The organism is Vibrio sp. AH4 (assembly GCF_030710545.1).
Classification (GTDB): domain Bacteria; phylum Pseudomonadota; class Gammaproteobacteria; order Enterobacterales; family Vibrionaceae; genus Vibrio; species Vibrio metoecus.
Map to the genome: position 1 here is coordinate 186,742 of NZ_JALAIV010000001.1, position 12,618 is coordinate 199,359.

The window sequence follows — 12,618 nt, forward strand, 5'->3', positions numbered from 1 at the left end:
CGGCCTCTTGCTGAGGCCGTTTTTGTCGGTGTTAACTCTCTTCTTGGCACAGATCCGCAAATTGACCACGCGTTAAGCGCGCTAAATCTTGCGGTGATAATTCAATTTCCAAGCCACGCTTACCGGCACTGACACAAACCGTCGTTTGCGCTTGCGCACTTTGATGAATAAAGGTCGGTAGTGCTTTTTTCTGACCGAGAGGACTGATCCCCCCCACCACATAACCTGTCGTTTTTTCTGCAATATCCGGCTTCGCCATCTCTGCTTTTTTGGCTTTAGCTGCTTTCGCTGCCAGTTTCAAATTCAGTTTTAAATCGACTGGGATAATGGCTACCGCGAGATTTTTCTCTTCCCCGTTCATACAAAACAGTAAAGTTTTGAAGACACGCTTCGGATCTTGGCCGAGCGCCTGTGCCGCTTCTAAGCCATAGCTGGCATGGCTCGGATCATGTTCATACTGATGAATGGTATGCGGGATTTTATTTTTCTTTGCAAGATTGATGGCTGGAGTCATGAATCGCGTGTCCTCATTTACTCACACTGCAGATTAAGCAGATAAAACTCAGTTCCATATCGATATGGAAAAAACAAAAAAGGCGGTGTTTTTACACCGCCTGTCAGTAAACGCAATTCGACTCGCTGAGTCAAACCTTATTAGCGATAAACAATTTCACCCGCTGGGGCGAAACGGTTTACGTCAATTGGGCTGTTTGCTTCGAGGAAATCTTTCAACACTTCCGCATCCACAAAACCGGTGTTGACATAACCCGGATGATCCGACACTTTCGGATAGCCATCACCACCCGCTGCGTTAAAGCTTGGGATTGTGAAGCGGTAAGTCGCATCCAAACGCAGTTGTTTGCCACCAATCATCACGTTTGACACTTTGCCATCCGCTACCGTCATAGAGATACCCGCAAATTGAGCATAGGCACCTGAATCGACCGGCTTGGTCGCCACCACATTTAAGTAATCCAGCACTTCCTGACCATTCATATCCACATAAGTCAGAATGTTGCCAAATGGCTGCACTTTCAGCACATCTTTGTACGTAATATCACCCGCTTGAATGGAGTCACGCACACCGCCAGAGTTCATGATGGCGAAATCCGCTTTTGCTCGTTGCATGTGCGCCATTGCAATCATGCGCCCTAAGTTGGTTTGCTCAAAACGCACGATGTTACGGTCGCCTTCCAGCTTACCGTTGCTTTTTGCAATCTTAATACCTAATTGCTCTTGGCCTTTCTCTTGGTAAGGGCGTAGGAAGTCGAGCATCGCAGTATCTTCTTTAATTTCAGATGTCGCAAACACACGTTTGCTTTCGCCATTTACTTCCACTTTTTTCTTCAGGTTAACTGGAACTAGGTTGTAGCTAACCATATTTAGCTCACCATTACGGAATTCATAATCCGCACGGCCAACATATTTACCCCATTCATAAGCCTGAACGATGTAGGTACCGTTTTGCATGTCAGGTTTACAAGCATCGCCCGGTTCAAAATTCTTTTTGACCAGATTTGGGCCTTCCATACAAACAGGCTCTTGTGAGTGACCACCCACAATCATGTCCAGCTCACCCTCAGGTAGGAAACGAGCCAGAGCGACATCCCCCGGAGCATTCACACCATGCTCACCATTTTGGTAGTGACCCATGTGAGTGACGGCAATGATCAAATCCGGCTTCTCATTTTTCTTCAGCTCAGCAATCACTTGCTTCGCTTCTGCTTTTGGATCACGGAAATCAATACCACCAATGTATTCTGGGTTACCAATTTTCGCGGTGTCTTCGGTGGTTAAACCGATGACAGCAATCTTGATCCCTTGCTTATCAAAAATATGGTACGGTTCAAACAGACGTTTGCCAGTGGCTTTGTCGTAAATGTTGGCAGAAAGCATTGGGAAATTCGCCCACTCTTTTTGCTTAAACAAAACGTCGATTGGGTTATCGAACTCATGGTTACCCAGCGCCATCGCATCGTAACCAATTTTGCTCATCCCTTTAAAATCAGGCTCTGCATCTTGCAGATCGGACTCTGGAACACCTGTGTTGATGTCACCACCAGACAGCAGTAACACACTGCCACCTTGCGCTTCAATTTCAGCACGCATTTGGTCGATCAGCGTCTTACGAGCTGCCATGCCGTATTCGCCATACTGGTTTTGCCAAAAACGACCATGATGGTCATTGGTGTGCAAAATAGTCAGTTTATAGGTTTTGTCTGCTTCCCACTGGTGAGCGGGTTGGGTTGCACAACCTGCCAAAGAGGCAATAATGGCTGCACTGAGTACGGATTTTAGAATGAGGCCTTGTTTCATTGTCATACCTTTGAACTGATGAAAACCACTGCTGAAGTGTATTGATGAGCGCTCGTACGGCGCATACGCTTCCCACTGCCACTGCTTAATGCGCGGGTAAAACTTGACTTAGTTTAAAGTAACGAAATTGATGAGACAGCTTGATTTCATATTTATGTAGGATGGATCACCTAAAACGAGCCAATTGCATGTAATCAAGGATGAGAGTTAAGAAGATAATCCGCCCCGATCACAGGCAAACGTTTTACTGATAAAACGACAGGTACTCTCATTTTGTGCACGCAAGCGTTTAACCTACATAAACCCTCTTTTGCAAGAATTGCGTACCCCATCCCCTACGGTGCATGAGATATGAAAAAGCCATCCGCAGATGGCTTTAAATCGATGTCTATCTGGATATCACACTTATCGGATATCGATGTGCGCAAAACTTTTGATCAAATCATCCAGCGCTTTCATCTGCACAAGGAATGGCTCTAGCTTATCGAGCGGCAGAGCCGATGGGCCATCACACTTCGCTTTCTCTGGATTTGGATGCGCTTCAATAAACAAACCGGCAATCCCCGTTGCCAGACCCGCTTTCGCCAGTTCAACCGTCTGTTCACGACGACCACCCGATGCCGCACCAGAAGGATCGCGCATTTGCAGTGAGTGAGTCACATCGAAAATGATTGGGCTGCCGTTAGAGGCTTGCTTCATCACGCCAAAACCGAGCATATCCACAACGAGGTTGTCGTAACCGTGGCAAGAACCACGCTCACACAAAATCACTTTGTCGTTGCCACACTCAGCAAACTTCTCAACGATGTTGCCTACTTGGCCTGGGCTCATGAATTGCGGCTTTTTCACGTTGATCACGGCACCCGTTTTCGCCATCGCTTCAACCAGATCCGTTTGACGCGCCAAAAAGGCAGGCAATTGAATGACATCCACTACATCCGCAACAGGTTGTGCCTGTTCAGCCGTGTGCACATCAGTAATGATTTTCACACCAAAAGTTTGTTTCAACTCTTGGAAAATTTTCATGCCTTCTTCTAAGCCTGGGCCACGGTAAGAGTGTACCGAGCTGCGGTTCGCTTTATCAAAAGAAGCTTTGAACACATAAGGAATACCGAGCTTCTCGGTTACTTTTACGTAGTATTCGCAAATTTGCATCGCCAAATCACGCGATTCCAACACGTTCATACCAGCAAACAGGGTAAACGGTTTATCGTTGGCTACCGGAATATCACCGACATGGACAATCTTGTGTTCCATCTTCATCTCTCTTGTTGGGTTAATGCAGCGTCACGTGCGTATCGTGACTGAGTGCATTGACTTGCGTTTTTAACAATTCAGCTGCCGGATCGTTCGGGCATTGATCAATAAAATATTGATAGTCCGAAATGGCAATTTGGTGACACTCTAGCTGTTGGTAGATAAAGCCACGATCGCGGATTTCGTAAGGATCATCCGGCACAAACGTGAGTGCCAAATCGGTACATCTTAGCGCCAGAGTATAACGCTCTTCGCGCAATAAGGCACTTTTAAGCAGCGCCAACCAACGACCAATAATGGTCGGGTTGTCTACCCCTTGCAAATGCTGCGGTTTGAGTTTAGCGAGAGGCCCTTTATGGCCAACTAACCAAGCTTGTAACGTGTGTTGAGAAACGACTTCACCATTGAATGGGTTGATATAAATCGGCGTTTCATCTGGCCAATTCAGCGACAACAGGAACTGTGTGGGGAAACTAATGCCATTCAGTGGAAAGCCCAGTTTGCGGCCAAAGTAAAGCAGCAACGCGCCCAAACTCACGGGAATACCTTTGCGTCGTTCTAAAACCTGATCCATGAATGCATTGCGTGAATCAAAGTAGGCTTCACGATCCCCGCTAAACCCCCACTCTTGGTAAAACAGACGCAAAAAAGCATCAAAACGTGCTTTCTCATGCCGCTCATGAACCAAAGCCAACTCAGCCTCTTCAAGCAGACGTGCTAACTCAATGTGAGCCCATTCTAGCTGCGTGTCAGGGTTGATGGCTCTGTTGAGCGCAAGCGCCCCTTCCACCAACTCCATCGCATCAAAATCTTCATCACATAAATTCAGCATGGTTGCTCCTAGGCTTAACCAAACAGAATCGGCGCTTTCGCGACCGCGATTTTTCCTGCCATTGCTAGCCAGCCCAATGCGCCAAAAAACGCAAAGCTACGCAGCAATTTGTTGCGGCCAAATTTGAGAGCAAAAAAGCCTAAAGCAATATAAGCCAGCACACAGGTGAATTTTTCACTCATCCACGGCGCGGCAGCGGTAAATGGAATGAATCCCGTGATGAAAATCAAACCGATACCGGAAAGCAGCAATAAGGTGTCATTAACATGCGGAAAAACTTTGAAAAACTTGCGCTCTAAATGCGCGGAGTTCAGCATCATCAGCACATAACGAATCGATAGCATGACGGCACTGATGCCAATCGTGAACAGGTGAAAATGTTTTAAGCCTTCGTACATTATGATTCTCTTTCCATTTTATATTGTCCCAATGTAACCCGGTCATTGCCGGCATAATCTTGTTCGGTCGTGACGTTTTGGTAGCCAAGCTCACGCAACATCATCTGCACCGCAGCGCCTTGATCGTAGCCATGTTCAAACAGTAGCCAGCCGCCGTCGAGCAAAAAATGTGGCGCATGCGTGCTGATATAGCGTATGTCCGCGAGGCCGTTTTCTTTCGCAACCAGTGCGCTTTTGGGCTCAAAACGAACATCACCTTGGCTCAGATGCGGATCATTTTCTTCGATGTACGGTGGGTTGGAGACGATCAAAGCAAACTTCGTACCGTCGGCCAGTGGACTAAACCAACTGCCTTGCAAAAACTGCGTATTGTGAATCGCCAAACGCGTAGCATTTTCCTGCGCCAGCGCAGCCGCTTCTGGGCGTAAATCGATGCCCGTGACCCGACGCTGCGGCAGCTCCGAAGCCAACGCTAATGCAATCGCTCCAGTTCCGGTGCCGAGATCCAATAGTTCACCGTCCATCAAAGCGGCCTTATCCAATGCCAGCTCGACCAAACGTTCAGTATCTGGGCGTGGAATAAGTGTGGAAGGAGAAACTTTCAGCGGCAGTGACCAAAATTCACGCTCACCGAGAATGTAGGCAATCGGCTCGCCCGCCATGCGGCGAGCCAGTAGTGCGTCGAGAGAAGCCAAAGCTGGCTCCTCAAGCGTTTTATCTGGCCAAGTCAGCAGATAGGAACGTGGCTTAGCCAGTACATGGCAAAGTAACACAGCGGCATCTAACGCTGGCGAATCACTGCCGCTTTGCTGCAGTTGCTCGGTTGCCGCTTTTAATGCCGCTTCAATAGTGACTGACATGAATTAGTTTTGATCCGCCAGAGCCGCCAACTGGTCTGCTTGGTGCTCATGAATCACCGGTTCAATCAGTGATTGCATGTCGCCTTCCATCACTTCCGTCAGGCGGTACACCGTCAGGTTGATACGGTGATCGGACACACGACCTTGCGGGTAGTTGTAAGTACGAATACGGTCACTACGGTCGCCAGAACCCAGCAGGTTACGACGAGTATCGGAAATTTCCGCCGCACGTTTTGACTCTTCCGCTTGAGCAATGCGCGCCGCCAATACTGACATTGCTTTCGCTTTGTTCTTATGTTGCGAACGCTCATCCTGACACTCCACCACAATTCCAGTCGGTAAGTGAGTGATACGGATAGCCGAGTCGGTGGTGTTAACGTGCTGACCACCCGCGCCAGAGGAGCGGAACGTATCAATTTTCAGATCGCTGGCTTTGATTTCTGGAATTTCCGCTTCTGGAATTTCTGGCATCACCGCAACGGTACAAGCTGAGGTATGGATGCGACCTTGCGCTTCCGTTGCCGGAACACGTTGCACGCGATGACCACCAGATTCAAATTTCAGCGTACCGTAAGCACCGTCACCGTTGACTTTGGCGATCATCTCTTTGTAACCGCCATGCTCAGCTTCGCTTGATGACATCACTTCGATACGCCAACCTTTTTTCTCAGCAAAGCGGCTGTACATACGGAACAGATCACCGGCGAAAATACCGGCTTCATCACCACCCGCACCGGCGCGGATTTCCAAGAAACAGTTGCGATCATCGTTTGGATCTTTTGGCAGCAACAGAATTTGCAGCTCATCGGTCAGGCGCTCAATTGCCGCTTTCGCCGCTTTGATCTCGTCCTGTGCCATTTCACGCATTTCTGCATCATCTTCTTGTGCCATTTCTTCGGCAGCAACCAGATCTTCCTTCGCTTGTTGGTAAGCTTGGAAACACTGAGTGATCTCTTCCAACTGCGAATACTCTTTGGACAGAGCACGGAATTTATTTTGATCACCAATAACGGTTGGGTCGCCAAGGAGGTGTTGCACCTCTTCGTAGCGCTCAACAAGGGATTCAAGCTTGCTTAAAATCGACGCTTTCATAGTTGCTTCTTTAAACTCTAAGTTGAGATTTAGTTCAGATCGTCAAGACCCAAACTTTGTCTGATCACGGCCAATTTAGCCGGTTCCCCTTGTTCCGCCGCGGTTTGTAACGCACGAGTTGGGGTGTGAATTAGTTTGTTGGTCAGTTTGTTGCTTAATTCAATAAGCAGTTTTTCAGGGTCACCGCCTGCGGCTAAAGCTTGCAAACTTTTACTCAGCAGATCTTCCCGAGTGTCATTGGCTTGCTTGCGATAATCGCGAATGCTATCGACAGCTTGCAGTGAGCGCATCCAACTCATAAAGGTTGCGCTTTCTTCACTGACAATCGCTTCCGCCTGAATCGCTTCCACTTTCCGCTGCTCGATATTGCTGTCCACGATCGATTGCAAATCATCGACCGAGTAAAGGTAAGCATCATTCAGTTTGCCGACTTGCGGCTCAATATCACGCGGGACAGCAATATCCACCAACAACATTGGCTGATGACGGCGCGCTTTGAGCGCGGTTTCTACCATGCCTTTACCGATGATCGGTAAAGGGCTAGCGGTAGAGCTGATCACAATATCCGCTTGCGCGAGATAATCGGGAATTTCATTAAGGGCGATCACTTCAGCCCCAAACTGCTCGGCAAGCCCTAAAGCTCGCTCACGTGTGCGGTTAGCCACAATCATCCGTTTACAGTGATGCCCCGCCAAATGCTTAGCAACCAGTTCTATCGTTTCACCCGCACCAACCAGTAGTACAGTGGCATCTGCCAGTGATTCAAAAATGTGTTTCGCCAAAGTACAAGCGGCGTACGCCACCGAAACCGCACTGCCACCAATCTCGGTTTCGGTACGCACTCGCTTGGCTACCGAAAAGGTTTTTTGGAACAACTTTTCAGTCGCGGGATTGACCGCGTGGTTTTCTCGCGCTTCCGCGTAAGCTTGTTTTACCTGCCCTAATATCTGCGGCTCGCCCAATACTAATGAGTCCAAACCACAAGCGACGCGCATCAAGTGACGAATGGCGGCTTGCTCTTCATGAACATACAAGCTGGGTTTTAACTCATCCAAACTGATTTGATGAAACTGGGAGAACCATTCGATGACCTTGTTCTTACTCGCCGATCTCACATCACAGTAAATTTCGGTACGGTTGCACGTTGAGAGGATTACGCCTCCCTTAACGTGTGAACTGGTGGCGAGCTGATTCAGAGCCAAAGAGAGTTTCTCTGGGCCGAACGCTACTTTTTCCCGCAATTCTACCGACGCCGTATTGTGATTGATTCCAATGGCAAGCAAAGACATCTATAGAGGATTCTCAGATATGGTGATGGACTAGAGGCCGAATTTTACTTGATGCCCTCTTTGATTGAAAGGGCAGACCGGATTTGTTTTCCTGAGTTCGTGAGATCAATGATATAGTTAGCCCGTTTTCGTTCTCGCTTTGGATAAAAAACGCACTATGAATGCTCTCTTACGTCGCTTACTCCCCGGAGTGGCGAGTCTGTTTCTCTTAGCGGGTTGTGCCACCACACCACCACAACCAGTCAATGTTCAGTGGCAATCTCATCAGCTCGTATTACAACAAATTCAAGCCTATCAACTCACTGGTAAGCTCGGTTATATCGCGCCAGATCAGCGTCAATCGTTCAATTTTCAATGGCAAAAAAGCCCGCAGCAACTCTCACTTCGCTTAACCAATTTCCTCGGTCAAACCGTTCTCAACCTACGGGTCGATGAGCAAGGCGCACAGGTCGACACTTATGATGATCAAATTTATCGCGACCAAGATGCGCAAAGCCTGATCCGCAATTTGACCGGATTGGATATTCCCGTTGCACAGCTCGAAGACTGGATTTTAGGTTTACCGACGCAAGCGACTCATTATGAGCTGAATGAACAGAACACCCTTGCCATGCTCACCAAACTCGCCTCAACAGCAGAATGGCAAGTGGAATATCAGCGTTACCAAGCCATTGAGTGGCAAAATCAGCTCATTCCGTTGCCGGATAAACTCAAACTCCAGCAAAATAAAACCTCGATTCAACTGGTGATTTCACAATGGACGCTGCTCCCATGATCCACGGCACCACCGTGTGGCCTTCACCGGCCAAACTCAACCTGTTTCTTTACATCACAGGTCGTCGCGCTAACGGCTATCACGATCTGCAAACCTTATTTCAGTTTCTCGATCACGGTGATGAGTTGACCATTACGGCAAACACCCGTGGTGACATTACCCTATCCCCCGCTCTGGCCAATGTCGCGTTAGAGGATAACCTGATCTACAAGGCCGTGATGGCGCTTAAAAGCTATACCCAATCCCCGCTGGGAGCAGATATTAAACTGCACAAAACTTTGCCGATGGGCGGTGGAATTGGTGGAGGGTCATCCAATGCGGCCACCACTTTAGTGGCACTCAATTATCTTTGGCAGACTCAACTCACGGATGATCAACTGGCCGAGATTGGGTTGGCACTCGGGGCAGATGTACCCGTCTTTACCCGTGGCTTTGCCGCCTTTGCTGAAGGTGTTGGCGAAGAATTATCCGCGGTAGAACCCGAGGAAAAATGGTATTTAGTGGTGCGCCCTGCGGTCAGCATCGCGACAAAAGATATTTTTACTCATCCTGAGCTAGTGAGAAATACGCCAAAGCGTGATCTGGCAAGCCTTCTTGCCGCTCCTTACGAAAACGATTGCGAAAAAATTGTCCGATCACTGTACCCCGAGGTTGATCAGCAACTTTCATGGCTGCTACAATACGCGCCGTCAAGATTGACCGGGACGGGATCTTGCGTTTTTGCTGAGTTTTCGAGCAGGAAAGATGCACAAGCCGTCTTTGCTCAATTATCTGACAACGTCTTAGCGTTTGTCGCCCAAGGGCGCAATGTTTCACCGCTCAGAAAGACGTTGGCTGATTACCAATCAGCCAAAATCCGACCTTACTAAAAACTGGACGCAACCCTGAGGTTTCCACCGTGCCTGATATGAAGCTATTTGCTGGTAACGCAATACCCGAACTAGCCCAACGTATTGCTGATCGCCTGTACATTTCCCTTGGTGATGCTACTGTTTCTCGTTTCTCTGATGGTGAAGTAGCAGTACAAATCAACGAAAATGTCCGTGGTAGCGATGTATTTATCATTCAATCCACCTGTGCCCCGACCAATGACAACCTGATGGAACTGGTGGTTATGATTGACGCAATGCGCCGTGCTTCTGCAGGCCGTATTACGGCAGTTATTCCTTACTTTGGTTATGCCCGCCAAGACCGCCGTGTGCGTTCGGCTCGTGTGCCAATCACTGCAAAAGTTGTTGCAGATTTCCTTTCTAACGTTGGCGTTGACCGCGTTCTGACTATCGACCTCCACGCAGAGCAAATCCAAGGCTTCTTTGATGTTCCAGTAGACAACATTTTCGGTACACCTGTACTGCTGGAAGATATGAAAGCACGTAACTTGGAAGATCCTGTTGTGGTATCTCCAGACCTTGGTGGTGTGGTGCGAGCTCGCGCAACCGCGAAAGCCTTGGGTGATATCGATATCGCGATCGTTGATAAGCGTCGTCCACGCGCGAACGTTTCAGAAGTAATGAACCTAATCGGTGATGTTGAAGGCCGTGACTGTGTGATTGTCGATGATATGATCGACACCGGTGGCACACTGTGTAAAGCCGCTGAAGCATTGAAAGAACGTGGTGCGAAACGCGTATTTGCTTACGCTACGCACGCGGTGTTCTCTGGCAATGCAGCGAAAAACATCAAAAATTCCGTGTTGGATCAAGTGATTGTGACTGACTCTATCACCCTATCGAAAGAGATGGCGGCGACAGGTAAAGTAACTCAACTCACCCTATCAAGCATGCTGGCTGAAGCGATTCGTCGTATCAGCAACGAAGAGTCTATCTCTGCGATGTTTAACTAATCATTGAGTAACCGAACCTCACTGCCTGTCAGTAAGTTAGGGAATCGATGATGCGAAAGCGTTTCATCTTTGGTGAAGCGCTTTTTTATTGCTTTTTGTGTGACTCGCACCTCGCGGCGGATGTGTGCTATCATACCGCGCTTTTGAGTTTCCGAAGAGATATTCGCCTTGAGTCAACCAATCAAACTCCTTGTCGGACTGGCTAATCCAGGACCTGAATACGCGAAAACACGCCATAACGCAGGTGCTTGGGTTGTCGAAGAATTAGCCCGTATTCACAACGTTACGCTAAAAAATGAGCCGAAATTTTTTGGCCTTACCGGACGTCTGTTGATCAATGGTCAAGAATTACGAGTATTAGTCCCCACAACCTTCATGAACCTCTCAGGCAAAGCCATTGCGGCACTGGCCAATTTTTACCAGATTAAGCCAGAAGAGATCATGGTGGCACACGATGAACTAGACTTACCTCCCGGTATTGCGAAGTTCAAGCAAGGAGGCGGTCATGGTGGACATAACGGACTCAAAGACACCATAAGCAAATTAGGCAACAACAAAGAATTCTATCGTCTACGGCTTGGTATCGGCCATCCGGGACACAAAGATAAAGTAGCCGGTTATGTGCTAGGCAAAGCTCCCGCTAAAGAGCAAGAATGCCTTGATGCCGCAGTGGATGAATCCGTTCGCTGCCTTGAGATCCTCATGAAGGATGGCCTCACCAAAGCACAAAATCGTTTACACACTTTCAAAGCTGAATAAGGTTACAGTCATGGGTTTTAAATGTGGCATCGTCGGTTTGCCAAACGTAGGTAAATCAACTCTTTTTAATGCACTGACCAAAGCGGGCATCGAAGCAGCTAACTTCCCGTTTTGTACAATCGAGCCAAACACAGGTGTTGTTCCAGTGCCAGATCCGCGTATGGATGCCTTAGCCGCTATCGTAAAGCCAGAGCGTATTCTGCCAACCACTATGGAATTTGTGGATATCGCTGGTCTGGTTGCGGGTGCATCAAAAGGTGAAGGTCTCGGTAACAAATTCCTCGCCAACATCCGTGAAACCGACGCAATTGGTCACGTTGTGCGCTGCTTTGAAAACGAAAACATCGTTCACGTTGCGGGTAAAGTTTCACCGTTGGAAGACATTGAAGTCATCAACCTTGAACTGGCGCTAGCGGATCTTGATAGCTGTGAGCGTGCGATTTTGCGTCAAAGCAAACGCGCGAAAGGTGGCGATAAAGAAGCGAAATTTGAGCTGGCCGTACTGGAAAAACTGCAACCTGTATTAAGCGAAGGCCAATCAGCTCGTTCTGTTAAGCTTACGAAAGAAGAACTCTTGGCCGTTGGTTACTTAAACCTACTGACACTCAAACCAACCATGTACATTGCTAACGTAAATGAAGATGGTTTTGAGAACAACCCATATCTGGATGCCGTTGTTGAGTTTGCCGCACAAGAAAATGCCTCTGTTGTTGCAGTATGTGCAGCCATTGAAGCAGAACTGTCAGAACTCGAAGAAGAAGAGCGTGATGAGTTTTTAGCCGATCTGGGCATTGAAGAACCAGGACTTAACCGTGTAATCCGCTCTGGTTATGATCTTCTGAACCTGCAAACTTACTTCACCGCAGGTGTGAAAGAAGTACGTGCATGGACAATCCCTGTCGGTGCAACTGCGCCACAAGCAGCAGGTAAGATCCACACTGACTTTGAACGTGGTTTTATCCGTGCTGAAGTGATCGGTTACGATGACTACATCCAATTTAATGGTGAGTCAGGTGCGAAAGATGCCGGTAAATGGCGTTTGGAAGGTAAAGACTACATCGTAAAAGATGGCGATGTGATCCACTTCCGCTTCAACGTTTAAAACTCGCTATAATGCAAACCAAAAGCCAACCAAAGTGTTGGCTTTTGTTCTTTATCGGCATTAAAAAAATGATCTTTGTTCTCCTCAAAGCGTAA

Annotated in this window: 13 protein-coding genes; 5 read left to right on the plus strand and 8 right to left on the minus strand. The window is 48.1% G+C overall.

The window, feature by feature from the left end:
- Nucleotides 1-31 precede the first annotated feature (31 nt).
- From ybaK to hemA, 8 genes are all read right to left on the minus strand, one after another.
- Nucleotides 32-514: a Cys-tRNA(Pro) deacylase gene (gene ybaK / locus MKA69_RS00935; protein WP_000186556.1), complete on the minus strand. Its 483-nt coding sequence runs from the start codon at nucleotides 512-514 to the stop codon at nucleotides 32-34.
- Between the two features lie 140 nt (nucleotides 515-654).
- A complete protein-coding gene (ushA, locus tag MKA69_RS00940; protein WP_305847367.1) occupies nucleotides 655-2,316 on the minus strand; it encodes a bifunctional UDP-sugar hydrolase/5'-nucleotidase UshA in 1,662 nt (553 codons plus the stop codon).
- Between the two features lie 405 nt (nucleotides 2,317-2,721).
- Complete coding sequence (gene kdsA / locus MKA69_RS00945) at nucleotides 2,722-3,573, minus strand: 3-deoxy-8-phosphooctulonate synthase (protein WP_000400339.1); 852 nt, start codon at nucleotides 3,571-3,573, stop codon at nucleotides 2,722-2,724.
- Between the two features lie 19 nt (nucleotides 3,574-3,592).
- Nucleotides 3,593-4,405: a SirB1 family protein gene (locus MKA69_RS00950; RefSeq protein ID WP_055029928.1), complete on the minus strand. Its 813-nt coding sequence runs from the start codon at nucleotides 4,403-4,405 to the stop codon at nucleotides 3,593-3,595.
- 14 nt (nucleotides 4,406-4,419) lie between these two features.
- Complete coding sequence (locus MKA69_RS00955) at nucleotides 4,420-4,803, minus strand: SirB2 family protein (RefSeq protein WP_305847368.1); 384 nt, start codon at nucleotides 4,801-4,803, stop codon at nucleotides 4,420-4,422.
- Entirely contained in the window at nucleotides 4,803-5,663 is an 861-nt protein-coding gene (prmC, locus tag MKA69_RS00960) for a peptide chain release factor N(5)-glutamine methyltransferase (RefSeq protein WP_095476287.1), read from the minus strand. Before prmC ends, MKA69_RS00955 begins: the two co-directional genes overlap by 1 nt.
- 3 nt (nucleotides 5,664-5,666) lie before the next feature.
- Nucleotides 5,667-6,755 carry a peptide chain release factor 1 gene (gene prfA, locus MKA69_RS00965; protein ID WP_000647702.1) on the minus strand — a complete coding sequence of 363 codons (1,089 nt, stop codon included), beginning with the start codon at nucleotides 6,753-6,755 and terminating at the stop codon, nucleotides 5,667-5,669.
- 29 nt (nucleotides 6,756-6,784) lie between these two features.
- Complete coding sequence (gene hemA / locus MKA69_RS00970) at nucleotides 6,785-8,044, minus strand: glutamyl-tRNA reductase (protein ID WP_305847369.1); 1,260 nt, start codon at nucleotides 8,042-8,044, stop codon at nucleotides 6,785-6,787.
- Between the two features lie 157 nt (nucleotides 8,045-8,201).
- Here hemA and lolB point away from each other — a divergent pair, with 157 nt between their 5' ends.
- The 5 genes from lolB to ychF all read left to right on the plus strand — a co-directional run bounded on the left by lolB (nucleotide 8,202) and on the right by ychF (nucleotide 12,523).
- Nucleotides 8,202-8,819, plus strand: a complete 618-nt coding sequence (lolB, locus tag MKA69_RS00975) for a lipoprotein insertase outer membrane protein LolB (RefSeq protein ID WP_000992936.1) — start codon at nucleotides 8,202-8,204, stop codon at nucleotides 8,817-8,819.
- Nucleotides 8,816-9,688, plus strand: coding sequence for a 4-(cytidine 5'-diphospho)-2-C-methyl-D-erythritol kinase (ispE, locus tag MKA69_RS00980; protein WP_305848214.1), 873 nt, complete (start codon nucleotides 8,816-8,818; stop codon nucleotides 9,686-9,688). Before lolB ends, ispE begins: the two co-directional genes overlap by 4 nt.
- 29 nt (nucleotides 9,689-9,717) lie before the next feature.
- Nucleotides 9,718-10,662 (plus strand): ribose-phosphate pyrophosphokinase, encoded by a 945-nt coding sequence (locus MKA69_RS00985; protein ID WP_001113134.1) that lies wholly within the window; start codon nucleotides 9,718-9,720, stop codon nucleotides 10,660-10,662.
- A 168-nt stretch (nucleotides 10,663-10,830) separates the two neighbouring features.
- Entirely contained in the window at nucleotides 10,831-11,421 is a 591-nt protein-coding gene (gene pth / locus MKA69_RS00990; protein ID WP_055027996.1) for an aminoacyl-tRNA hydrolase, read from the plus strand.
- A gap of 10 nt (nucleotides 11,422-11,431) precedes the next feature.
- Nucleotides 11,432-12,523, plus strand: coding sequence for a redox-regulated ATPase YchF (gene ychF / locus MKA69_RS00995; protein ID WP_055031769.1), 1,092 nt, complete (start codon nucleotides 11,432-11,434; stop codon nucleotides 12,521-12,523).
- Nucleotides 12,524-12,618 lie beyond the last annotated feature (95 nt).

What these genes read in the sequence shown, in the direction of transcription:
- ybaK (WP_000186556.1), bottom strand. Translation starts at nt 514, where the DNA reads ATGACTCCAGCCATCAATCTTGCAAAGAAAAATAAAATCCCGCATACC.
- ushA (WP_305847367.1), bottom strand. Translation starts at nt 2,316, where the DNA reads ATGAAACAAGGCCTCATTCTAAAATCCGTACTCAGTGCAGCCATTATT.
- kdsA (WP_000400339.1), bottom strand. Translation starts at nt 3,573, where the DNA reads ATGGAACACAAGATTGTCCATGTCGGTGATATTCCGGTAGCCAACGAT.
- MKA69_RS00950 (WP_055029928.1), bottom strand. Translation starts at nt 4,405, where the DNA reads ATGCTGAATTTATGTGATGAAGATTTTGATGCGATGGAGTTGGTGGAA.
- MKA69_RS00955 (WP_305847368.1), bottom strand. Translation starts at nt 4,803, where the DNA reads ATGTACGAAGGCTTAAAACATTTTCACCTGTTCACGATTGGCATCAGT.
- prmC (WP_095476287.1), bottom strand. Translation starts at nt 5,663, where the DNA reads ATGTCAGTCACTATTGAAGCGGCATTAAAAGCGGCAACCGAGCAACTG.
- prfA (WP_000647702.1), bottom strand. Translation starts at nt 6,755, where the DNA reads ATGAAAGCGTCGATTTTAAGCAAGCTTGAATCCCTTGTTGAGCGCTAC.
- hemA (WP_305847369.1), bottom strand. Translation starts at nt 8,044, where the DNA reads ATGTCTTTGCTTGCCATTGGAATCAATCACAATACGGCGTCGGTAGAA.
- lolB (WP_000992936.1), top strand. Translation starts at nt 8,202, where the DNA reads ATGAATGCTCTCTTACGTCGCTTACTCCCCGGAGTGGCGAGTCTGTTT.
- ispE (WP_305848214.1), top strand. Translation starts at nt 8,816, where the DNA reads ATGATCCACGGCACCACCGTGTGGCCTTCACCGGCCAAACTCAACCTG.
- ychF (WP_055031769.1), top strand. Translation starts at nt 11,432, where the DNA reads ATGGGTTTTAAATGTGGCATCGTCGGTTTGCCAAACGTAGGTAAATCA.